Source organism: Myxococcus faecalis (assembly GCF_050039385.1).
GTDB classification, from domain to species: domain Bacteria; phylum Myxococcota; class Myxococcia; order Myxococcales; family Myxococcaceae; genus Myxococcus; species Myxococcus fulvus.
In genome coordinates this window covers 6702116-6724057 of the sequence record NZ_CP144336.1, presented here as the reverse complement: position 1 = coordinate 6724057, position 21942 = coordinate 6702116, and the positions used below count along the sequence as shown (strand labels likewise).

General features: G+C 69.3%; 17 protein-coding genes and 1 pseudogene. 10 read left to right on the top strand and 8 right to left on the bottom strand.

Annotated elements, in window-relative coordinates; all coding sequences use genetic code 11:
* Nucleotide 1: 1 nt before the first annotated feature.
* Both VZQ01_RS27020 and VZQ01_RS27015 read right to left on the bottom strand, forming a co-directional pair.
* Entirely contained in the window at nt 2–772 is a 771-nt protein-coding gene (locus tag VZQ01_RS27020) for a hypothetical protein (protein WP_426745070.1), read from the bottom strand.
* Nucleotides 773–775: 3 nt separating this feature from the next.
* Nucleotides 776–1348: an RNA polymerase sigma factor gene (locus VZQ01_RS27015; protein WP_141333301.1), complete on the bottom strand. Its 573-nt coding sequence runs from the start codon at nt 1346–1348 to the stop codon at nt 776–778.
* Between the two features lie 308 nt (nt 1349–1656).
* Between VZQ01_RS27015 and VZQ01_RS27010 the strand changes: the two genes are divergently transcribed.
* The 3 genes and pseudogenes from VZQ01_RS27010 to VZQ01_RS27000 form a co-directional block, all read left to right on the top strand.
* The gene (locus tag VZQ01_RS27010) at nt 1657–2403 is read left to right on the top strand and encodes a hypothetical protein (protein ID WP_426745069.1); all 747 of its coding nucleotides are present in this window, start codon (nt 1657–1659) and stop codon (nt 2401–2403) included.
* A 129-nt stretch (nt 2404–2532) separates the two neighbouring features.
* Nucleotides 2533–4212 carry a carboxylesterase family protein gene (locus VZQ01_RS27005; protein WP_426745068.1) on the top strand — a complete coding sequence of 560 codons (1680 nt, stop codon included), beginning with the start codon at nt 2533–2535 and terminating at the stop codon, nt 4210–4212.
* 188 nt (nt 4213–4400) lie between these two features.
* A pseudogene (locus VZQ01_RS27000) lies at nt 4401–4529 on the top strand (imm11 family protein); the annotation flags it as partial.
* A 7-nt stretch (nt 4530–4536) separates the two neighbouring features.
* Here VZQ01_RS27000 and VZQ01_RS26995 read toward each other — a convergent pair.
* From VZQ01_RS26995 to VZQ01_RS26985, 3 genes are all read right to left on the bottom strand, one after another.
* Nucleotides 4537–5031, bottom strand: coding sequence for a VOC family protein (locus VZQ01_RS26995; RefSeq protein WP_426745067.1), 495 nt, complete (start codon nt 5029–5031; stop codon nt 4537–4539).
* Between the two features lie 15 nt (nt 5032–5046).
* Nucleotides 5047–5772 carry a sulfotransferase domain-containing protein gene (locus VZQ01_RS26990; RefSeq protein ID WP_141327776.1) on the bottom strand — a complete coding sequence of 242 codons (726 nt, stop codon included), beginning with the start codon at nt 5770–5772 and terminating at the stop codon, nt 5047–5049.
* A 158-nt stretch (nt 5773–5930) separates the two neighbouring features.
* Nucleotides 5931–6707: a helix-turn-helix domain-containing protein gene (locus VZQ01_RS26985; RefSeq protein WP_267699536.1), complete on the bottom strand. Its 777-nt coding sequence runs from the start codon at nt 6705–6707 to the stop codon at nt 5931–5933.
* Between the two features lie 135 nt (nt 6708–6842).
* Here VZQ01_RS26985 and VZQ01_RS26980 point away from each other — a divergent pair, with 135 nt between their 5' ends.
* The 3 genes from VZQ01_RS26980 (at nt 6843) to hflC (ending at nt 9356) form a co-directional block, all read left to right on the top strand.
* Nucleotides 6843–7226 (top strand): hypothetical protein, encoded by a 384-nt coding sequence (locus VZQ01_RS26980; RefSeq protein ID WP_223747225.1) that lies wholly within the window; start codon nt 6843–6845, stop codon nt 7224–7226.
* Between the two features lie 127 nt (nt 7227–7353).
* A complete protein-coding gene (gene hflK, locus VZQ01_RS26975) occupies nt 7354–8421 on the top strand; it encodes an FtsH protease activity modulator HflK (RefSeq protein ID WP_223747224.1) in 1068 nt (355 codons plus the stop codon).
* Nucleotides 8418–9356, top strand: coding sequence for a protease modulator HflC (gene hflC / locus VZQ01_RS26970; RefSeq protein WP_248546311.1), 939 nt, complete (start codon nt 8418–8420; stop codon nt 9354–9356). Before hflK ends, hflC begins: the two co-directional genes overlap by 4 nt.
* Nucleotides 9357–9446: 90 nt before the next feature.
* Here hflC and VZQ01_RS26965 read toward each other — a convergent pair whose 3' ends face one another.
* Entirely contained in the window at nt 9447–12845 is a 3399-nt protein-coding gene (locus VZQ01_RS26965) for a hypothetical protein (RefSeq protein ID WP_426745066.1), read from the bottom strand.
* A 244-nt stretch (nt 12846–13089) separates the two neighbouring features.
* Between VZQ01_RS26965 and VZQ01_RS26960 the strand changes: the two genes are divergently transcribed.
* Nucleotides 13090–15303 carry an RCC1 domain-containing protein gene (locus tag VZQ01_RS26960; protein WP_426745065.1) on the top strand — a complete coding sequence of 738 codons (2214 nt, stop codon included), beginning with the start codon at nt 13090–13092 and terminating at the stop codon, nt 15301–15303.
* 116 nt (nt 15304–15419) lie between these two features.
* The gene (locus VZQ01_RS26955) at nt 15420–15704 is read left to right on the top strand and encodes a hypothetical protein (RefSeq protein WP_223781484.1); all 285 of its coding nucleotides are present in this window, start codon (nt 15420–15422) and stop codon (nt 15702–15704) included.
* A 63-nt stretch (nt 15705–15767) separates the two neighbouring features.
* Here VZQ01_RS26955 and VZQ01_RS26950 read toward each other — a convergent pair whose 3' ends face one another.
* Nucleotides 15768–17252 carry an ammonia-forming cytochrome c nitrite reductase subunit c552 gene (locus VZQ01_RS26950; protein WP_426745064.1) on the bottom strand — a complete coding sequence of 495 codons (1485 nt, stop codon included), beginning with the start codon at nt 17250–17252 and terminating at the stop codon, nt 15768–15770.
* Complete coding sequence (nrfH, locus tag VZQ01_RS26945) at nt 17249–17767, bottom strand: cytochrome c nitrite reductase small subunit (protein WP_223747217.1); 519 nt, start codon at nt 17765–17767, stop codon at nt 17249–17251. The genes VZQ01_RS26950 and nrfH overlap by 4 nt, the downstream gene beginning before the upstream one ends.
* A gap of 371 nt (nt 17768–18138) precedes the next feature.
* On the opposite strand from nrfH, the gene VZQ01_RS26940 reads away from it, so the two are divergent.
* Both VZQ01_RS26940 and VZQ01_RS26935 read left to right on the top strand, forming a co-directional pair.
* Nucleotides 18139–20235, top strand: a complete 2097-nt coding sequence (locus VZQ01_RS26940) for a lectin (protein ID WP_426745063.1) — start codon at nt 18139–18141, stop codon at nt 20233–20235.
* 137 nt (nt 20236–20372) lie between these two features.
* Nucleotides 20373–21896: a PKD domain-containing protein gene (locus VZQ01_RS26935; RefSeq protein WP_426745062.1), complete on the top strand. Its 1524-nt coding sequence runs from the start codon at nt 20373–20375 to the stop codon at nt 21894–21896.
* The last annotated feature ends 46 nt before the right edge of the window (nt 21897–21942 follow it).

Below are 21942 nucleotides of genomic sequence, written 5' to 3'. Positions count from 1 at the left end.
CTCAGCGAGCGCCCTCCGGAGTCACCCGCAACCCGAGCCGGGCCAGCGTCGCCTCTTCCGGCACCCGTCCTCGCGCGAGCGCCGCGTCACGAGCCTCCCGGGAGCCCTCCCCCCGGGGCCACGCGGCCAGCACGAGGGTCCTCGGGCCCTGCTCGCCCTCCAGGGACACGCCCGCCAGCTCACCGTCCTCGCGCAGGTCATGCGTCCCCGCCTCCAGCGCGTAGGCGCCCAGCATCTGCACGGAGCCGTCGGGCGACTCCAGCGCGAGCAGCGCGTCCGCCAGCTCGCTCGCGCGATAGCGCACCAGCACCACGGCCTCGGGAGGAAGCTGCGCTCCATCCGTCAGCGGGCGCAGGTTCCCATCCAGCATCCGGGCGAGCGCCGTCAGCTCCAGCGACAGCGCGGCGCCGCCCTTCAGTCGCACCGAGGTGCCCGGCTGCCCGCCCGTCAGCATCGCGGGATGGAACGCGAAGGTGACCATGGCGGCGACAGCCACCGCCACCGCGCCGGAGAGCCACAGGCGCCGAGGCGGACCGAGCCGCTTGCGCAAGCGGGCCCAGCCCACCGCGTCCTCGCGAACAGGAGCCAGGCTCCCGAGCGCCTCGTCCGTCATCGCCTCCAGGCCGAACGCGTCGTCGTTCTTCTCGAGGAACGCCTCGCACTCGCCGCAGGGCCGCGACAGGTGGTCGGCGAAGTACGCCACCGCGTCGGGGGACTTGTCCCGCAGCGCCCGCCAGCTGTGCGCATCCAGGTGCCTGCTCGCGTCACCCATGGCTCATCCCACTCCCGCGGCCAACAGCCGCGACAGCAACTGGCGCTTCACCCGCGCGCGGAAGCGCTCCAGGCGCATCGTCACCGCGCTCTTGCCCAGCCCCAGGCGCTCGGCGATCTCCCGCGCGCTCAGCTCACCCTCCAGATAGAACAGGCGCACCGTCTCCTTCTCGGGGCCCTCGGGCAGCGCTTCAATCAACTCGCGCACCACCGCCACGCGCCGCTCCAGCTCCAGCGCCGGAGGAATCGCGGGCGTGGTCGACTCCAGCTCCAGCGCCAGGTCCTCCGCCGCGCGACCACGCAGCTGGGCGCCCCGGCTGAGCGACTGCGCGTGGTGGCGGGCAATCGTCACCAACCAGCTCCCGAAGGCGCGGGGGTGCTGGAGCCGGGGCAGCTCGCGGAAGGCCCGGACGAAGGTCTCCTGGACCACGTCCTCCACCTCCGCGGGCCCCAGGGCCGAGTAGCCCAGCGCCACGCGGCGCACGGCCCCATGGAAGCGCTGGTACAGCTCGCGGTGCGCGTCCTGAGCCCCCTCGGCTGCCCGCCGGATGCAGGTGGCGACCTCCTCCTCCGTCACGCCCGCTCTCCCCCGCCCATCCCCCACGCATCCCCACGTGCGTCCACCTGGGAGCACACGAAGAGGGCTCCGGACCACCGGAGGCACTCCCATCTCGAGGCACGCGCACAAACCATGTCTCCCCAGTCAGTACCTGTCTCATGGGAAGGAGTCACGGGCCCCGTTTCGGCCACGCCGCCCTTCATGCAGGCGAGGTGATGTGGCCGATTCGGGCCTCAAGGCTCCTTCATTTCCAGACCGGGATTTTCGGGCGGCGGCAGGCCGGAGACGCCGCTCGCCAGGTCCCTCGATACCAGGAGATGGAAGGTATGCGATTCATCGGATTGTGCGTGTCCGCCATGCTGCTCGCGGCTTGCGGCAATGAGGACAGCGTCAAGGTCGGACTGAGCACCCGGGTGGGCGCGGCGCGTGGCGCCCAGGCCGTCGGCAAGAGCGCTCAGCAAGAGGAGCCCGCCGCCGGCATCACGCTGGACCGGGTGCGCCTGTCCGTGCGCGAGCTGGAGCTGGAGTACGAGGGCGATGATCGCGACGATGACCGGGACGACGACGACGATGACCAGCTGCGCCCGCGCGATGACGACGAGCAGCGGCTGGGGCCCGTCCTCATCGACCTGTCCGCGGAGGACCTGAATGGCCGCATCGTCCCCGTGGGCAACCTGCGGGTGACGCCCGGCATCTTCGATGAAATCGAGTTCGACATCGGCAAGGTCACCGTCGCCCAGGCGGGCCAGGACGCGCCCCTGCGGGAGCTCGCCGAGCTCGGCGCCTCGGTCATCATCGATGGCCACATCGACGGGCAGCCCTTCAGCTTCGTCTCCAGCGTCCGCCTGGAGCAGGAGCGCGAGGCGCGCTTCGAGGTGAAGGAGGGCCAGGAGCCCAACATCACGCTCAACATCGACCCGACCGGCTGGTTCGTCGATGGCAATGGACAGCGGCTGGACCCGCGCGACGCGGCCGCCCGCTCCACCATCGAGAACAACCTGCGCCGCTCCATCGACGCCTTCGACGACGACGACCTGGACGGTGACGAGGACGACGACCACGACGACGACTGAAGCCCGGGAATGAAGTCGGGTTGCAACGGCAACCCCATCCCAGGAACATCAGAAAATGATTAATCTGGACTTCACTGATTAATCTGGATTGTCCTTGGCCTCCTCACCATCCTGAATGAGGAGGCCTTCGTGATTCGTTCGCGGCTTCGTGAAGCATGGCTGTGTGGTTTCGCCTCGCTGGGCATGCTGGTCGGCTGTGGTGCACAACAGGAGGGGGACGGCGTCGAACAATCCCTCTCCACGGTGACGTCGCCGCTGGTGGGGCAGAAGCTGGTCATCGACCCCGCCAACGTCCAACCCGACGGCGTCCGCCCGACGCTGGGCGTCTATCAGAACCTGTATGACGAGCAGGCCCTGATAGGGGACCCGCGCGCGGGCTCGACCTTCAAGCCCGCGACGACCTGGGGCAACGTCGTCTACAACGAGAACCAGTACCCCATGGGTTTCGTCATCGACCTGGGGCAGCAGTACGACGTGACGGAGGTCGGCGTGTTCGACACGTATGACTCCGGCACCGTCTTCTTCAGCGTCGGGGCGCCGGGGGCCTGGTCCACGCCCCTCTCCCTCACCACCAACGGGTGGGAGCAGTGGAAGTGGCTGACGGTGGGCCAGCGCACGCGTTACCTCCACTTCGCGCGCAGCATGTACGGCGCGTCGAACGAAATCGTCGTCTACGGCACCCCGGCGGGCACGACGGCCAACGTGCCGCCCACCGCCTCCGCGGGCCTGGACCAGACGCTCATCCTGCCCACGTCGTCGGCGCAGCTGACGGGCACGGCGAGCGACCCGGACGGGACGGTGGTGTCACGGCAGTGGACACAGGTCTCCGGTCCCAACACCGCGACGCTGACGGGCGCCACCACGCTGTCCGCCACGGCCTCCGGCCTGGTGATGGGGCTCTACGAGTTCGAGCTGAGCGTGACGGATGACCAGGGCGCCTCGGCGAGCTCCCGCACGAAGGTCCGGGTGGAGCCCGCCCTGAACGGACGCGGGACCACCGTGGAGATCTACAAGGACACCACGAGGGTGTTCCAGGGCAACTACGGTCACGTCGTGTACCTGCCGCCGGGCTACGACGCGGGCACGAACTGGCCCATCGTCATCTTCCTGCACGGCGCGGGTGAGCGGGGAGACGGCGGGCCGACCCAGCTCGGCCGGGTCCGCAACATGGGGCTCCAGTCGTACATCGACAGGAACGGGAAGGACTATCCCTTCATCCTCGTGTCGCCCCAGACGAGCACCTCCAACTTCTGGAACGACCAGGAGGCGCTCGACAGCCTGGACCCCTTCATCGAGCGAATGCTGTCGACGTACAAGGTGGACAGGAAGCGCGTGTACCTGACGGGCCTGAGCATGGGCGGCGCGGGCACATTCTCGTATGCGTCCACCTTCCCCGCGAAGCTGGCGGCCGCGATTCCGGTCTGCAACGGCGGCTACGGCTCCTCCGTCGCCCGCGCGCAGGCCATGGTGAACGCCAACCTGGCGGTCTGGGGTTCGCACGCCATCAACGACCCCGCCTCGTACACGGGCACGCGGGACTGGTTCACGCGCCTGGGACAGGCCCTGGGCGCCACGGGGACGGTCATGGACACGTACACGTACCCCAGCCGCGCGCAGACGGCGTTCTTCCGTCAGGGCCCGGCGCGGTGGGAGTGGGTCGATGGACAGACGGCGCAGGACGCCAGCGGCAATCCTCCCGCGAAGCCGGTGCTCTTCACCCTCTTCCACGATGGCGGCCACTCCATCTGGGACCGCGTCTACCAGGAGCCGAAGGTGCTGAGCTGGATGCTCGCGCAGCAGCGTCCGTGAGGCAGAGCGCGAAGTGGACCCGTCACTCCCGGGTAACGGGTCCTTCTCGCGCCGGAGGGCCGCGCGCATCCTGCGCCGGCCTTCCACCTGCCCTCCTCGGGCAAGCCCTGCTGAACGCGTCGATCCTAATGGATGGGTTTCTTCGTCTCCGCGTCCGGCACGCGCGTGTACCGCGTCGTCCTGCTGGCCGGGGCGTCGCGGGCATGCGAATCGACCCCACGAGAGTGGGCGACGCCAAGGTGTTCCGGACATGGGGATGGACCATCGCGCTCATCGTGTCCGAGGACATCAAAGAGGCGCTCGAGCGCGCACGCGTCGGAAAGCTCATCCCAGCTGATGGACGGCCTCCAGCTTGTGCCCATCCGGGTCCGTCACGAAGCACGCGTAATACGTATCGCTGTAGTGCGGACGCAGGCCAGGAGCTCCCTGGTCCTTGCCCCCGTGATTCAAGCACGCGGCGTGGAAGGCGTCGACGGCCTCCCGGCTCGGCGCATTGAAGGCCAGATGGAAGCCGTCACCGGGCGGCGTGGCCTCCGGCCGCAGGAACAGCGCCAGCGTGTCCCCCTCTCCCTCCGGGCCGTAACCCGCCGAGCGCTCCGAGCTCCACACCCGCGTGTAGCCCAGCGGCGCCAGCGCTGCGTCGTAGAACGCGATGGCGCGCGCGATGTCCCGCACGCCGAAGGAGAGATGACCGAGGAGAAGCCCCGCCCGCGCCACGCTCTTCTGGAGCGCGCGCGCGAGCACGGCCTTCTCCTCGACGCTCAGGCCCGAGTCGTTGATGGCGGCCAGGACCTCTTCACCACGAGCCGATAGCTTCATGCGGGGAACCCCTCCTCAGGACTCCAGCGGATAGCCGTAGCGCTTCAGGGGCTCCGCCAGGAGCTCGTTGACGTAGCCGTGCCACTCCTTCGGGATGATCTGCCGCCACTTGCCCACCGAGCCATCGCCCGTGACGTGCAGCCCGTTGATGCCGTCGATGGTGTAGGCCTGCCACTTCTCGTCGATCCACCCCGCCCCGCCCTCCTGCCGGCAGACCACGGCGACGCGCTCCGAGCGCGCCTTGTTCGCCTCCAACGAGTAGCTCGAGCGGGCCCGCTCCTTCTGCTCGTCCGTGAGCTTCATCCCGAAGAACCGCTCGATCTGCCCGAACAGGTAATCGAAGTTGCCGAAGAAGTCCTCGTACCGCAGCCAGAGCACGTTCTTCCGGTCACCCCACGTCTCGCTGACGCGGTACAAATCACTGAACGAGGAGTTGTCCTCCGCGTGCTCCTTCACCAGGAAGTCGATGCTCGCCTTGGTGACGGGCAGGTTGGCGCGCTTGAAGTAGGTACAGAGGATGTCTCGGAAGTCCCGCACCGTGACCACCACGCGGTCCTCCGGCCGGAACTGGGGACACTTGTGGGTCTTCTTCACGTTGCCCAGGATGGAGTTGAGCACCTGCCAGACGAAGGTGGAGCCGCTGCCCGGGAAGCCGAACTGGATGATGAGCGGTTCGGCCCGCGCATCCCCATGGGGGTCCACTTCCTTCTCGAAGTCTGAGTAGGACTTCACGCTGTCCATGACAGTACCTCCCGATTGCACGAGCAGGGTTTGGCGACAACCCTATGCCATTGCCTGGAGAGGACAGAAGCCCAATCCCTCACGCGAGAGCACCCGACTGGAAGAATGCCGCCAGGACAGAAGGCAGACCTCGCAAACCCTCACGCCCACCCCGAACCTCAGCGGGGGTAGAACTGCTCGATGGTGACCTCCTCCGCCAGGGCATGCAGCGGCGCCCCGAAGGTCGTCACGGTCGTGAACCAGTGCGTGGCGACGCCATCGACCACGAACGTCAGCGGAACCAGGACGCCCGCGGAGCGGCCAGGCATCCTCGCGGGGAGCTCTCGCGCGTCCGGGTACGTGAGCACTCTCGCCAGCACGTTCGCGACCTCGGACCCGGGCCCCCGCAGGCGCGCGTTCTCCTTCAACCGCCCGAGCAGGTAGCCCGCGATGTCCTGCCAGTTCCCAATCGCGGAGCGGACCCGCCCGGGCGCGAAGACCAGGTCCATCAGGTTGGTGCGCCCCAGTGCGTCGCGCCCCAGCCCCATCATCGCCAGCGCCCCCGCGTTCGCATCCAGCACCGTCGACGCCGCGTCCAGCGCCAGCGCCGGATGCGGCTCGTGCGCGCCGAGAATCAGCGCCGCCGCCTGTCGCAGCTCGCGCATCTCCTCACTGTTCCAATCACTCTCACCGAACTGGGGCGCATACCCCGCCGCGACCAGCAGCGCGTTGCGCTCACGCAAGCCCAGGCCCAAGGCCTCCGCCAATCGCAGGACCATGTCCTGGCTGGGCTCCGTCCGGCCCGACTCGATGAAGGCCAGATGCCGGGGCGACACCTCCGCGTCGAACGACAGCGCCAGCTGGCTCTTGCCCCGCGACGCGCGCCAGTCCTTGAGCAACGCCCCCAGCTCGCTCCGGGGCTTCGGGACACCCTTGCGCGGACGCCGGGTCGACACCTCGACCTCCCGGAGCGCGGTCCGCTTCATCGCGCGCCCACACGCGAGGTGGCCACACACTTCCCTCCCAGGTCATTGCGGGGCAGTCGAGGCAACACCGAGTCTTCGAGGCATCCCATCACCCGAGGATTCCCCATGAACGACCGCCTCGTCTATCGCCTGGATGCCTTCGCCGCCTTCAGCATGGGCGTCACCTTGCTGTTCGTCGCCACCCCGCTCACCACGCTCGCGGGATGGACGCTGCCGCCGTCCTTCCTCTTCGGCCTGGGCGTGTTCCTGGTGCCCTGGGCCGGCATCAACGTCTGGGCCTCCACCCAATCGCCCGTCGCCACGAGCATGCTCCTGGTGCACCTGCTCGTGGACGGCACCTGGGTCCTGGGGAGCGTGGCCCTCATGCTCGTCCACTCCGCCACCTTGTCGACCCTGGGCTTCGTGATGCTCGCGAGCCAGGCCGTGAGCGTGCTCGGCGTCTTCTCCCTCAAGCTCGCCCCCTCCCTGCGCCTTCGCCTCGCGCGGTGAGCCGGACGACCGGCCCCGAGTGCTCGCCATCTCACGAGGGCCACCAGGGAACCAGGTGGCCCCTTGTTTCACTCGGCGACCGGGTTCCCGCTTGCATCTGGATGTTATGTAGTCCAAAGACTGAAGGATGGCATGGGACCCCCGCGTATTGAAGCCCGAGCCGAATGGCCGGGATCCTGGTGATGTGCTGGATGAGCTGCGCAGGCAGCTCAAACGAGGCTTGGGCCGCCGGCTGCTCTTCGGTGGCGTCGGCCTGGCCCTGCTGGTGGGCCTGTTCACCAGCTACGCGCAGGTAGAGCCCGACGAGGTCGGCGTCATCCTGCGGCTCGGGCGTTTCGTGGACACGGTGGAGCCGGGTCCGCACTTCCGGCTGCCGTACGGCATCGACCGCATCGTCAAGGTGCCGGTGCAGCGCCAGCTCAAGGCGGAGTTCGGCTTCCGCACCGAGTCCGTGGGCGCGCGCAACACGTCCTACGCCGCCAGCGGCTCCGACATGAAGCGCGAGTCCCTGATGCTCACCGGCGACCTCAACGTCGCCGTGGTCGAGTGGATCGTCCAGTACAAGATCAAGGACCCGTACAAGTACCTCTTCAAGGTGAAGAACGTGGAGGGGATGCTGCGAGACATCTCCGAGGCGTCGATGCGCGCCGTCGTGGGTGACCACTCCGTCAACGAGGTCCTCACCACCGGCCGCCAGACGGTGGCCACCCAGTCCAAGCTGCTCCTCCAGGACCTGGCGGACCGCTACGAGACGGGCGTGGACATCCAGCAGGTGGTCCTCCAGGACGTCAACCCGCCCGACCCCGTGAAGCCATCCTTCAACGAGGTCAACCAGGCCATCCAGGAGAAGGAGCGCGCCATCAACGAGGCCTTCGCCGAGCTCAACCGCGCCATCCCGCGCGCCAAGGGCGAGGCCGAGGAGGCGCTGCGCTCCGCGGAGGGCTACGCCATCGAGCGCGTCAACCGCGCCAAGGGCGAGGCCGAGCGCTTCACCCGCGTCTACGAGGAGTACCGCAAGGCGCCCGAGGTCACCCGCCGCCGCATGTACCTGGAGACCGTGAGCCAGGTGCTCACCAGCACCGGCCAGAAGGTCGTCATGGACGAGAACCTCAAGGGCCTCACGCCCATGTTGCGCATGGACGGCCCGGACTCCGCGGCCGCCGGCGCGGCGCACACGACGGAGGCCCAGCGATGAGCCGCGTGGCAACGATTGTCCTCGGCGTCGCGGTGCTCGCCATCGTGCTGGGCTTCTCCAGCACGTACACCCTGAGCGAGCACGAGCAGGCCGTCATCACCCGCTTCGGCCAGCCCCGCGGCCAGTCCATCACCGAGCCGGGCCTGCACTTCAAGCAGCCCTTCGTCGACACGGTGAACCGCTTCGACAAGCGCTGGCTCGACTGGCGCGGCGACCCGAACCAGATTCCCACCAAGGACAAGAAGTACATCTGGGTGGACACCTTCGGCCGCTGGCGCATCGTCGACCCGCTGCGCTTCTTCCAGCGCCTGCGCGACGAGCGCAACGCGCAGTCCCGGCTGGACGACATCATCGACGGCGAGACACGCAACACCATCGCGTCCTTCGCGCTGATTGAGGCGGTGCGCTCCACCAACCGCCCGTTCGAGGACGACGAGTACACCACCGAGGAGGAGCGCGGCGAGTCGCAGGAGCAGGTGGCCCAGGGCCGCGACAAGCTCACCCGGCAGATCCGCCTGCGCGCGGCGGAGATCGTGAAGGAGTTCGGCGTGGAGCTGGTCGACGTGCAGATTCGTCGCATCAACTACGTCGACGAGGTCCAGGTGAAGGTCTTCGAGCGCATGATTTCCGAGCGGCGGCGCACCGCGGAGCGCTCACGCTCGGAGGGCATGGGCCGCGCCGCGGAGATTCGCGGCCAGCGCGAGCGCGACCTGAAGGAGATCCGCTCCGAGGCCTACCGCAAGGCGCAGGAAATCACCGGCAAGGCCGACGCCGAGGCGACGCGCATCTACGCCGACGCCTTCGGTCGCGACGCGGAGTTCTACCAGTTCATGCGCACGCTGGAGGCCTACCCCCAGGTGATGGACCGCTCCACCTCGCTCTTCCTCGGGAGCGACTCGGAGTTCTATCGCTACCTGCGCAGCTCCAAGAAGTAGCCGGACCCACTTCGCGAAAACACTCGGGCCGGACTCCATGCACGTGACATGGAGCCCGGCCCGTTCATTTCCGGTGACGACGTCCGCGCGTCAGTGCACGCGGCCCGGGGGCAGGTTCGAGCGCGGCGGGAAGCCCGGCACCGCGTCCGACTTCGGCGCCGACGAGCCACTCAGCGAGCGAGGCGCGAGCAGCCCCTCCCCCACCGAGCCCAGGCTCGGCGCCAGCGCCTGCGGAGCGCCGCACACCAGCGTCTCCAAATCGTCATCCCGTCGTCCCAGGTCGTTGAAGACGCGGGGCGTGCCAGTGAGCGGGTCCGGCACGGGCTGCGCGCTGACGAGGAAGGGCGACAGGAACGAAGGTGCTCCCGCGGAGCGCGGGAAGACGTGGAGGAACGGCGTCTGCGTCTCACCCGCGTGGCAGCCATTGCAGGTGTTGAGCGAGAAGCGATGCCGGACCTCCGGGTCCGCACCGGGGATGGACCACGTCAGGCCGAAGGGCGTCAGGGCCGAGCCGGCGACGAAGGCCTGTCCCTGGTACAGCGAGGGCACCTCGTGCGTGCCGGCCAGGATGGCCGCGGCGTTCTCCTGCACGAAGCTCGCGAGCCGGGGCGAGTTGTTGAGGCTCAGCTCCGGCGTGAGGGCCACGGGGGACGGGACGAGCCCGTTCGAACCGAAGTGGAACTCGCGCAGCTCCCACAGCGGGTTCAGCGCGTTCTCGTTGGTGCGCACCTGGTGGATGGCGCTGCCCATGAAGCGGCCCTGCGCGACGAAGGGCTCGGTGAAGCGGTCGGTGAGGGCCTGGAGCTTCGCGTTGTAGAGAGGGCTGCCGAGCGGCAGCGAGCCCAGCTCGTGCCAGTCCCGCGCCCAGCGCTGGATGTCCTCCGGGCCGTCGCCGGGCAGCATGTACTCGAGGATGACGGTGAAGGGCAGGTCGAGCCCCGCGGGCGTGGTGACACCGAAGACGAAGCGCCCCTCACCCGAGTGCGTGCCCTCGCTGCGCAGGTCGATGCGGTTGACGATGGCGAGCAGCCGGAAGGGCGCGGTGTTGAAGTCGAGCGGCGCGGACGGGCCGCCGCTGCGCGTCTCCCAGGGCGTGAGCACGTCGGGGAGGATGCTCGGACGTCCGGCGACGGGCAGGCCCGCGATGACCTGGTTCGTCTCCCATGTCTTGAGCCAGGTGCGAATCATCTCGGACGGATTCTGGCCGCCGTTCATGCGCCGCATCAGCGTGCCGAACGTCCAGGCGCCGCCGTTGACGGTCCGCACCGGGTCCTCCACCACGGGCAGCGCCGTGATGAGCAGCTCGTTCTCCGGCGACACCTGACACACGCCGGGCGCGCAGGCCGTGCTGGACTCGCAGCCGTTGAGGGGGCTGCCATCGCAGTCGAAGGTGCCCACCGCGCAGGCGAGGCCGCAGGTGCCCGCGCCGCAGACCCCGCTGGCGGAAGGCGCGCCGGCGCACACGGTGCCGCACGCGCCGCAGTTCGCCGCGTCCTCCATCACCGAGGTCTCACAGCCGTTGACCGGGTCACCGTCGCAGTCGCGGAAACCCGCGAAGCAGGTCTCCTCGACGGCCACGCACGGCGACAGGTTGCCCGCCATGTCCCGGAGGCGAAGGGACATCGGGACGCCGACCTGGCTCGCGACCAGGGGCACCAGCGCGCTGCCGCCGCTGTCCACCGCGACATCGGTGCTCGTCGGGTTGGCGCAGTCATTCCCCCAGAAGAGGAAGAGGCGCGAGCGGGGCTCGGCCTGGACGCGCATGCCGGCGACGATGGAGCCCTGGGACAGGGGCACCAGCCCCGTCGTGAAGGTCGGCGCGGCCGGCGCGACGGAGTCATGCGTGTACGCCACGGACGTGCAGCCCGACAGGTTCCCCGCGGCGTCCACGGCGCGCACGGAGAAGGTCGTCACCGTGTTCGCGAACACCGCCCGGTTGGTGCTGAAGACGCCGGTGGTGGCGTGCGCCGTGGCGGTGGTCGGCACGGACCCCGAGCAGTTGGCGCTCCGGAAGACGAGCACGACCGCGCCGGCCTCGGTGCGGCCCTCGAGCTGCGGGTTCAGCTCGGAGCCCGTGTCGCTGGGGACGAAGGCGAGCTGGAAGGGGGTGACGGGCGCGACGTTGTCGTGCGTGTAGCTGACGGGAGCCGAGCACGCGGAGACATTGCCGACCAGGTCCTCGGCCTTCGCGGAGAACGTGGTGGTGGTGTTGGTCGCCACGGTGAGCGCGCGGGAGAAGGCGCCCGAGCCCGTGGCCGGGAAGGTCGCGATGGGCGAGCCCGCGCAGGTGCCTCCGGAGAAGAGGCGCACGGTGGCGTTCCCCTCGGTGACGCCGTTGAGGGTGATGGACGTCTGGTTGCCGGGCGAGGCCGGGGTGAAGGCGGAGAACGAGGGGACGATGGGCGGCGTGGTGTCGCGCTCGCAGCCGAGCAACTCCACGCGCGCGAGGGAGACGGTCTCCACGCCGGTGCGCGGGTCATTGTCATCCGTGATGTCGAGCTTGAAGCGATTGAAGGCCCTGGGGAGGCTGAGCGGGTACTCGCGCCGCTCGGCGCTCGCCCAGTTGAACTCGTCCACGCGCGTGTCGACGACCACCCAGGCGGTGCCGTTCCAGGCCTGGAGGGTCCAGCTCTTCGGCGCGCGGGTGGTCGCCTCGCCGTTGGGGAACTTGAGGGCGTAGCGGGTGAGGACACGCGCGGCGCCCGGCCACTCGTAGGAGAGCCAGGAGGGCGTCGCCTTGGAGGAGAGCCACATGGACGCGGAGGTGTCGACGTTGTCGAAGGCCTTCCACGGCTCATTGCCCACCTGGAGGAAGCCGGAGCCCGTGACGGTGCCCGAGGGCGCGGTGGCGCTCGTCATGGCGGGCACCTGGTTGACGATGGTGGCGCAGGCGCAGTTGTAGAAGGACAGCCGGCCGATGGAGAGGACATCCACGCCCGTGCCGGCGGTGTTGTCCTCGGTCACCATCAGACGGTACTTGCTGTAGGCGCCGGGGGTGGTGATGGAGAACTCACGCTCCTCGGCGCCGCCCCAGTTCGTCTGCTGCGTACGGGTGTCCAGCGTGTTCCACGCGCTGCCGGACCACCCCTGGAGCGTCCAGTCGCGCGGCGCGCGGTTGTTGAGTGAGCCATTGGAGAACTTGATGGCGTAGTGGGAGAGCGTGCGCGCGCCGTCGAAGAACTCGTAGGTGAGCCAGGCGGTGGATTGGCCGCTCGCGGTGAGCCACATGGTGCTGTCGCTGCCGTCGACCGCGTGCCAGGCGGGGTTGGACGCGTTGAACTCGCTGGAGGCGATGACGAGGCCGCTGACGGGGTTGTCGCGGGCCGACATCACGGGGATGAGGCTGCCGCCGCAGGTGAGCCCTTGCGAGACGGTGCCGAGCGGCCCGGGGGTGGGGTCGATGGGCGGGGCGTCCTGACACCCGGGCACGAAGGCCAGGGTGAGGGCGCTCGCCAGGAAGAGGACGTTGAGGGACATCGGGCGACGCATGCACACGCTCCTCGCTACGGGCCGCCGGAGGACACCGGTGGCGCTGGAGGAGCGTTTCGTACCGGGCGCTGACGAACGCGATGCGAGGGATGTGGCGAAACCGCCCGGGCCCGTGACGAACGCGCCGCCCTGAGGGGCGAAGTCTTCACGGCGGAAGCACGACCACGCCTCTCTCGGATTATCCCATTAAATAAGAAATCCCAGCCCTCGTCTCGACGCCGCTTCAATCTCACACGAGGGTCGAATGTCACATCCGTCGTCATCACGGTTGCGCGGTGTATTGGGTATCACGCTGGGACTCCTGCTGTCCGTGGGCTGTGGTCAGCAGGAGGCGGACGTCGACCATCCGGCTGAAGGCAGACATGAGACCGCCATCTCCCGCACGCGGCCCCGGGTCAAGCTCGCCGCGAATCGCCGCCACTCGCTCGCCATCCGCTCGGATGGAACGGTGTGGGCCGCCGGGCAGAACCTCCGCGGCCAGCTCGGCCAGCCCGGCACGGCCAGCACCGCCACGCCGGTGCAGGTCCCCGGCCTGACGTCCATCACCTCCGTGGCCACGGGCGACTACCACTCCGTGGCGCTCCGCTCGGGAGGCACCGTCTGGACCTGGGGCGATGGCACCCATGGACAGCTGGGCACCCCTGACTTTCCCTACGGCCCCGTCGGCTTTCGCCCCACGCCCGTCCAGGTCCCGAACCTGACAGGCGTCGTGGCGGTGGCCGCCGGAGACATGCACACCCTCGCGGTGAAGGGCGATGGCACGGTGTGGGCCTGGGGCTACAACGGTGAAGGCCAGCTCGGCGACGGAGGAGTCGACAGCACCCGCTACGCCCCCGCGCCCGTCCCCGGGCTGACGAACGTCGTCGCCGTGTTCGCCCGGTACATGACCTCCTGTGCCATCCGCTCGGACAGCACGCTCTGGTGCTGGGGGAGCAACCAGTTCGGGATGCTGGGCATCGGCAGCACCCAGGGCAACAGCATGGTCCCCGTGCAGGTGCCCGGCCTGACGAACGTCGTGGCCGTGAGCATCGGCCCCAGGCACACGCTGGCCGCGAAGTCGGACGGCACCGTGTGGAGCTGGGGGATGCAGGACCCGACGACCTATACGCTCCACCTCTCCCCCGTCCAGGTGGCCGGGCTCACGGGTGTCACCGACGTCTCGGCGGGCCTCGACACCTCCTTCGCCCTCAAGTCCAACGGCACCGTGTGGAGCTGGGGCGAGAACACCCAGGGCCAGCTCGGAGACGGCACCAAGCAGCGCCGCGCCACCCCGGTCCAGGTGTCGGGGCTGACGGGCGTCTCGGTGGTCGCCGGGGGCGAGACGCATGCCCTGGCGCTGCGCAGCGATGGCACCCTCTGGACCTGGGGAACCAGCCATGAGGGCGAGCGCGGTGACGGCGCCGTCACCTTGTATCCGCTCCCCGGACTCATCCCGCTCACCGAGCCCGCCCTCGCCGTCGCGGCCGGCGCCGCGCACTCCCTGCTGCTGAGCGCCCAGGGCACCGTCTGGTCCTGGGGCTCCAATGAGGCGGGGCAGCTGGGCGATGGGACCACCTCGCGCCGCGTCCTCCCAGCGCCTGTCGCGGGACTCCAGAACGTCATCGCCATCGCGGCGGCGGGCCGGACGTCCCTGGCCCTGCGCGACGACAACACGGTCTGGGCCTGGGGCGGCGGCACGCTGACGCCCACGCAGGTGCCGGGACTCCAGAACATCATCGCCATCTCGACCAGCGCCACCCACCGCCTCGCCCTGCGCGACGACTCGACAATCTTTGCCTGGGGCGACAACACCCACGGCGCCCTGGGGGATGGAACGCTCGTCTCCCGGACCACGCCCGTCCAGGTCTCCAACCTGAGCGACGTGATGAAGGTCGTCGCGGGACCTCACACGTCCTACGCCATCCGCTACGACGGGTCCGCCTGGGCCTGGGGACGCAATGATTATGGCCAGCTCGCCGACACCACGACCACCCAGCGGCTCACACCCGTCCTGATTCCGGGGCTGAGCAATGTCCTCGCCATCGGCGGCGGCACCCACCACGGCATGGCGCTGCTGGCGGATGGGAGCGGGATGAGCTGGGGCCATGGCGCCTCCCGTGCCGGCATGGGACTGGGCAGCCCCAGCAACTACAGCCCGCGTCCCATGGTCATCCCGGGGATGCTCGAGGTGGTCACCAGCGAGGACGCGTCCGCGGCCATCACCCTCAGCGGCGAGCTGTGGACGGGCGGAAACACACCCTGGGGTCAGGCCGGCAACGGCGCCTGGAGTGGCGGCGCGGCCCCCGTCCAGGTGTCCGGCATCACCAGCGGCGCGACGTCTCTCGCGGTGGGCGGCGAGCACATGCTGGTCGTCCAGCCGGATGGCACCGTCTGGTCCTGGGGAAGCAACTCCGACGGGCAGCTCGGCCGAGGCCAGCCGCTCGACGCCATCCTCCCCATCCCGTCCTTGCTGGACTGACGACGCGCCTCTTGCAACCGGATGACCGCAGGGTTGCGGGGGCAAGAATTCATGGAATAGCCTGCAAAAGCCAGCAATCCCCCGCTGGCCCCCACAGAGCACTCCAGGAGTCTCCCATGCGAATCACCTCGTCGCTCATCGCGGCCGTCGCCGCCCTGACGCTCTCCATCACCGGCTGTGGTGGTGGCGCGCCGAGCGAGCCCGAGCAGGCGCCCGAGGCCATCTCCAGCGAGGCGCCTTCTTCCGAGGGTGAAGTCTCGGCGATGGCCATCTGCCCGCAGAAGTGGACGTGCAACTCCACGAGCAACTACTACGGCACGCTGGAGACCTGCACCGCCGCGTGTGGCACCAACATCTGTTATCGCGACTTCGACTGCCGGGGCGCCTGCTTCTGTCCCTGAGTCGTCTCGCGCGACGTGAAGCACGGGGCGGGAAGCCCGTCCGCCCCGTGTCTCACCGACGCGTCACCGCGAGCCCTGCTGCGTCCCTTCCGCGGCCGCGGGCACCGGCTTCGGCGCACCCTGGGGCCGCGTGTCCGGCGAGGTGGAGGCCCCGCCCTCGGGGCGCAGTGCGTTCTGTCCCAGGCGCGAGAAGTTGATGGAGTTGCCCAGGATGCGCACCGCCTCCTGGTCCGCGTGGAAGCCCATCGAGTTCTCCGCCTCCACGAAGTCCAGGTAGAACTGGGCGCGCTTCTGGTAGTCCCGCGCCTTGGCCAGCGCCTCGTCGGACACGCCCGCCTTCTGGGCGTTCTGCAGGTCGTGGATGAGGTCCACCAGCGCGTCCATGGCGATGTTTCGCGTCTCGAAGGTGCGCGTCTGGATGGCCTCCGCGCGGCTGAGCAGCTCCGCCTCGCTCCACTTGTGACACGTCTGGCAGGCGCGGTTGATGTTGAGCAGCGGGCTGCGCACGTGGTGGTCGCTGACCTTCATGGCGCCCTCGCGCTGATAGGGCATGTGGCAGTCCGCGCAGGCCACGCCGCTCCTGGCGTGGATGCCCTGGTTGTACATCTCGAACTCGGGGTGCTGCGCCTTGAGGACCTTCGCGCCCGTGAGCTTGTGCGTCCAGTCGGTGTGCCCGTCCTCGTCGTAGTAGGCCATGATCTGCTCGATGTGGATGCCCTTGGCCCACGGGTAGGTCAGGCGCTTCTCCTTGCCCTTGAAGTAGTACTCGACGTGGCACTGCCCGCAGACGTACGTGCGCATCTCCTGGCGGGTGGCGTGCTCGTTCACCTTGAAGTCGGGCACGCCCTGGCTGGCCTTGAGCGCGGCGATGCCCTCGATGAATCCGGGGCGCGTGACGCGCAGCTGCATCGTCGTGGGGTCATGGCAGTCGATGCAGGACACCGGGTGGTCCACGAGCTTCCGGGCCTCGGCGAAGGGCAGCTGGTTCATCTTCTCGAAGCCCTTGATGAGGTCCCCGTCGCCCAGCTTCTTGTAGGGCACATACACGCTGCCGTGGCAGTGGATGCAGGTGCCCGGCTGCGCCGTCACGTGCTGCCGCTCGGTGAAGACCTGGTCCTCGAGCATGTGCGCGTGTCCGCGCTCCTCGCGGAAGTCGGTGGCAAAGGCGTAACCGCTCCACATCGTGACGAGGCGCGGGTCCTCCTCCAGCCGGCTCTGCGCCACCACCGAGCGCGGGTCCGCCTTCGTGGGCGTGCGCGCCACCGCCTCGCTGCCGCCGTAGCGGGTGCGCTGCTGGTCCACGGTGCGCTTGTAGCTGTCGTACTGGAGCGGGAAGTTCTTCCCCCACACGGCGGGGTCGGTGATGGTGTCGTCCAGCTCCACCACCCGGTAGAACGGATTTCGCGCCTCCTGCTTGCGCTCCATGATGTTGACCAGGAGCGCGGTGACGCCCGCCGAGGCCAGCGCGGCCGCCACGGCCACCGCCACCACCAGCCGGACGCCGCTCAACCAGCGCCGCTTCCCAGGAGCCTTCTGGGGCTCGGTCATCGTGCAATCTCCTGACGGATGAGCTCGGGGTTGCCCGAGCCTTCGGGGTGGCCCACCGAGTTGTGACAGGTGAGGCACTGGAGCTGCTCACCAGGGGCCACCTGCGCGTGGCCCGCGGGGGGCGTCTCGATGGCCTCGACAATCGAGGCGTGGCACTTGCGGCACGCGCTCTCCGTCACCACCCGGTTGCCCGGACGCAGCCGGATGGGGTCCGGGAAGGTGCCGGTGGTGAAGTAGTACGAGTGCCAGAAGCCGTTGCTCGCCTTCGTGTAGTACTTGGGAATCAAGCCCGCCGGCGTGTGACAGTCGTTGCAGGTGGCCACCGCGTGGTGGCTGCTCTTGCGCCAGCCGTCGTACTGCTCATTCATGATGTGGCAGTTGGCACACGCGGCCGGGTCGTCCCGCAGATACGACGCGCCCTTCGCGTAGACGAAGGTGAAGCCTCCCAGGCCCACCGCGACGCCGAGCGCGATGCCGAGACTCACGGCCAGGACGGTGCGGGGCGCGCAGAGCACGCCGCGCAACCTAGCAATGCCCATGCGATGCGGAAGTAGAACTTGAACAAGACTTGGACAAAAACCCCGGCCCCGGGTGACGGCCACACCCAAGGCGAAAGGAATGCGCGCTCACCGAAAAGGCGCGCAAATCCTGCGCGGCGAGGACGGTGCGACGAGGCCCTCGGGCCCGTCTGGGTTCAGCGCCGAGCCCTCGCGCGAGCTTCCGCTCCCGCCGCAAAGATGTCATCGGATTGCGAAAACCCCCGTCGAGGTGCGACAGGGGCGCGCCGCTCGTGCCTGGAGTTCAACATCCGCGGCGCACGACACCCGAAGATTGCTTGAGCCCGCACCTGGATACCGTGAAAAGACGGAAAACAAGGAGCGTGGCAATGACTCGTCGTCCGCCGCCCGTCGCAGCAAGCCGCATCATCCTCGCCGCATGTCTCACCACCCTCGCCGCCTGTGAAGCCACGCCGGAGCCAGACCGCGAGGAGCTCGGGTCGCAGTCCGCTGCGGTGACGGCGGGCACGCGGCTCATCAGCGCGCAGTCCGGCCGCTGCCTGGACGTGTCGCAGAACAGCCAGACGTCGGGCCAGGGCCTCAACATCTACGACTGCCACGGGCAGGGGAACCAGCGGTTCCTCTTCACGCCCGAGGGCGAGCTGCGCGTGTTCGACGGCGCCTGGTGCGTGCAGCCAGCCACCGCCACCGCCGGAGCGCGCGCGGTCATCAGCGCCTGCACGGGCGCGGCCGCCCAGCGCTGGGTGCGCAACGCCAACGGCACGGTGGTCCACACCGCGTCCTCGCTGTGCCTGGACGTGTCCGGCGGGGCCACCGCGAACAGCTCGCCGGTCATCGTCTGGGATTGCAACGGTCAGACGAACCAGCAGTGGAACCTGCCGGCGGACACCCAGCCGCCCACCGTGCCCACGGGGCTGGTGGTGACGAACCTGACGTGCAACACGGCCACGCTGTCGTGGGCCGAGTCCACGGACAACCAGGGCGTCGCCTTCTACGACGTCTACCACGACGGTCAGCTCATGAAGTCCGTCTCCGGCGCCGTCCTCTCCACCGGGCTGACGGTGGTCCCCGGCGCCACGTGGGGCCTGTATGTGAATGCGCGCGACGCCGCGGGCAACGTGTCGCAGGGCAGCGCCACGCTGAGCATCACCCCGCCGCCGTGCCAGGTGGACACCCAGTCCCCGAGCATCCCCACGGGCCTCACCGCCACCGCCACGGGCACCAGCGTCACGCTCAACTGGACGGCGTCCACGGACAACGTGGGCGTGAGCGCGTATGTCGTGTTCCGGGGCGGCGTGCAGGTGGCCACGGTGCCCGGCGCCCCGCCCGCGACGACCTTCGTCGACAGCGGCCTGTCCGCGAACACCGCCTATGTCTACAGCGTGCTCGCCCGGGACGCGCAGGGCAACGCGTCCGCACAGAGCACCACGGCGAGCGTGACGACGGGCCAGGCCTGCACCAACCCCGTCTGCTCCGTCACCCAGGTGGCCACGGACACGGACATCCCGTGGGGCCTGGTCAGCCTGCCGGACGGCGCGGTGCTCTACGGACGCCGGGACGCGCAGGACATCATCCGGCTGGACCCGGTGACGGGACAGAAGACGTCGGTGGGGACGGTGCCCAACGTGCAGAGCACCGACGGTGAGGGCGGGCTGATGGGCATCGTGCTCTCGCCCACCTTCGCCACGGACCGCTGGCTGTACGTCATGCACACCTCGCCCACGGACAACCGCATCGTCCGGCTGCGGTACGAGGACGGGGCGCTGAACACGGCGTCGCTCCAGGTGCTGCTGCAGGGCATCGGCCGCAACAAGTTCCACAACGGCGGGCGGCTGCGCTTCGGACCGGACGGCAAGCTCTACGCGGCCACGGGTGACGCGCAGAACGCGACCTACGCGCAGGACCTCAACAACCTGGCGGGCAAGGTGCTGCGGCTCAACGCGGACGGCACCGTCCCGTCCGACAACCCCTTCGGCAACTACGTGTGGAGCTACGGCCACCGCAATCCCCAGGGGCTGGCGTTCGACTCGCAGGGGCGGCTGTGGGAGCAGGAGTTCGGCAACTCGGTGATGGACGAGACGAACCTCATCCAGCGCGGCGGCAACTACGGCTGGCCCAACTGCGAGGGCACCGTGTCCCAGGGGGGCTCGGGCTGCGCGACGCCCGGCTACATCGCGCCGAAGCAGACCTACACCACCGCGGCGGGCTCGTGCTCGGGCATCGCCGTGGTGCGCGACGTCCTCTACGTGGCCTGCGCCCGGGGCACCCGCCTCTACCGCGAGGTCATCAGCGGCACGGAGCTGACGAACGTGCAGCAGTTCTTCGTCGGCACCTACGGCCGGCTGCGCACCGTGGAGCCGACGCTGGACGGAAACCTCTGGCTGACCACCACCAACCAGGGTGACAAGGACAGCATCCCGAACAACAGCAACGAGCGCATCTTCCGCGTCGTGCTGGGACAGTAGGCGCGTCTCCCCCTGTCCCCGGCATCCACCGTGCCGGGGACAGGGCGGCGGCACCCCGTCCTTGCGACTTCCGCCGCGCCGGTGCGTTTGCAACACGGTGACGATTCGTCACCTCCCCCTGCTGAAAGGTCCCCCTCATGCGCTGGCATCCCCCGAGCCTCCTCGCCGCGGTCCTCTCGCTGGTCGCCCTCCCCGCCTGGGCGCAGACGACGAACGTCGCGCTCAACAAGCCCTCGACGGCGTCCTCCATCCACCCCAACGGGTATCCGACGCAGTTCGCGAACGCGAAGGCCTTCAACGGCATCCTGAACACGGAGGACCGGTGGGCCGGGGCCTCGGTGCCCTCGGCGACGACGCCCGAGTGGATTGAGGTGGACCTGCAGGCCGTCCACCGCATCGAGGGCATCACGCTGTACTCGGGCCGCGACAACACCGTGGGCCAGCAGATGCTCGACTTCGACTTCCACCACCGGCTGGCGACCACGGCCAGCTTCGAGCCCGTGCCCGGTGGCGCTGTCATCAACAACACGCAGCCCACCTGGACGCTCGCGTTGGCGCAGCCGCTGGAGACGCGCTACGTGCGCCTGTCGTGCAAGCGCGCGTCGAGCGACGGCCTGTGCCGGGTGCGGGAGCTGGAGCTGCGCGGCGCGCGGCTGGCCAACCAGCCCCCCACGGCCTTCGCGGGGAACGACACGGCCATCGTGCAGCCGGCCAACTCGGTCCAGCTCCAGGGCACAGCGAGCGACACGGACGGCACCATCGCCACCTATCAGTGGCAACAGGCCTTCGGTCCGACGCCGGCCACGCTGACGGGGGCGACGACGCGGACGGTGACGGCGAGCAACCTGACGCCGGGCTCGTACATCTTCCGGTTCACCGCCACGGACAACGGCGGGGCCGCGGTGTCGGACACGGTGAGCGTCAAGGTGCACGCGGGCACGCAGGCCGCGGACGCGCGCGCGGGGAAGATTCACGTGTGGTCGCGCGGCGGGACATATGACACGGCGGTGTTCCTGCCCATCGAGTACGGCGCGGACCCGCTGAAGAAGTACCCGCTGGTCCTGTCGCTGCATGGCCGGGGCGGCACGACGCTCAGCTCGGACCACACGACGGTGCTCTCGAATCCGGAGGGGTTCATCCGGCAGCTCATCCCGGGCAAGGCGATTGTCACCACGTACCCGGCGGTGGTCATCGCGCCGCACGCGCCGCGCATCGGCGCGACGCCGCCGTATGACACGTATTGGAACGTGGACCTCACGCACGCGCTGGTGCTCGAGGCCATCACCCGCTTCAACATCGACCCGGACCGCGTGACGATGACGGGCCTGTCCTTCGGCGGCGCGGGGGTGAATGACCAGCTGCTCAAGTACCGGAGCACCTACGCGGGCGGGATGCCGCTGGCGTACACGTCGCCCGTGGCCAACCCGCTGTGCAGCATCGCGGACTTCCCGCTGTGGGCCGCGGGCAACTCGGGCGACGGGACGTTCAACGCGTGGAAGTGGACCAACCCCACCGACGGCGTGCTGACGCAGCTGCGCCAGTGCCCCAACTACACCGGGGAGATTCAGGTCACCGTGACGCCGGGCACCACCCACAGCGGCTGGGATGAGTTCTGGAGCCGCCCGGATGCCCAGACGTGGCTGGTGAGCCAGGTGCGCTGACGGCCCGGGCCCGTGCGTCCACATGGACCCACGGGCCCGTCACGGC

Coding starts and splice junctions, on each gene's coding strand:
- VZQ01_RS26965 (WP_426745066.1), bottom strand. CDS start 12,845: ATGCGTCGCCCGATGTCCCTCAACGTCCTCTTCCTGGCGAGCGCCCTC.
- VZQ01_RS26995 (WP_426745067.1), bottom strand. CDS start 5,031: ATGAAGCTATCGGCTCGTGGTGAAGAGGTCCTGGCCGCCATCAACGAC.
- VZQ01_RS26960 (WP_426745065.1), top strand. CDS start 13,090: ATGTCACATCCGTCGTCATCACGGTTGCGCGGTGTATTGGGTATCACG.
- VZQ01_RS26940 (WP_426745063.1), top strand. CDS start 18,139: ATGACTCGTCGTCCGCCGCCCGTCGCAGCAAGCCGCATCATCCTCGCC.
- VZQ01_RS26950 (WP_426745064.1), bottom strand. CDS start 17,252: ATGACCGAGCCCCAGAAGGCTCCTGGGAAGCGGCGCTGGTTGAGCGGC.
- VZQ01_RS26935 (WP_426745062.1), top strand. CDS start 20,373: ATGCGCTGGCATCCCCCGAGCCTCCTCGCCGCGGTCCTCTCGCTGGTC.
- VZQ01_RS26980 (WP_223747225.1), top strand. CDS start 6,843: ATGAACGACCGCCTCGTCTATCGCCTGGATGCCTTCGCCGCCTTCAGC.
- VZQ01_RS26990 (WP_141327776.1), bottom strand. CDS start 5,772: ATGGACAGCGTGAAGTCCTACTCAGACTTCGAGAAGGAAGTGGACCCC.
- VZQ01_RS27020 (WP_426745070.1), bottom strand. CDS start 772: ATGGGTGACGCGAGCAGGCACCTGGATGCGCACAGCTGGCGGGCGCTG.
- VZQ01_RS27010 (WP_426745069.1), top strand. CDS start 1,657: ATGCGATTCATCGGATTGTGCGTGTCCGCCATGCTGCTCGCGGCTTGC.
- hflK (WP_223747224.1), top strand. CDS start 7,354: ATGGCATGGGACCCCCGCGTATTGAAGCCCGAGCCGAATGGCCGGGAT.
- VZQ01_RS26955 (WP_223781484.1), top strand. CDS start 15,420: ATGCGAATCACCTCGTCGCTCATCGCGGCCGTCGCCGCCCTGACGCTC.
- hflC (WP_248546311.1), top strand. CDS start 8,418: ATGAGCCGCGTGGCAACGATTGTCCTCGGCGTCGCGGTGCTCGCCATC.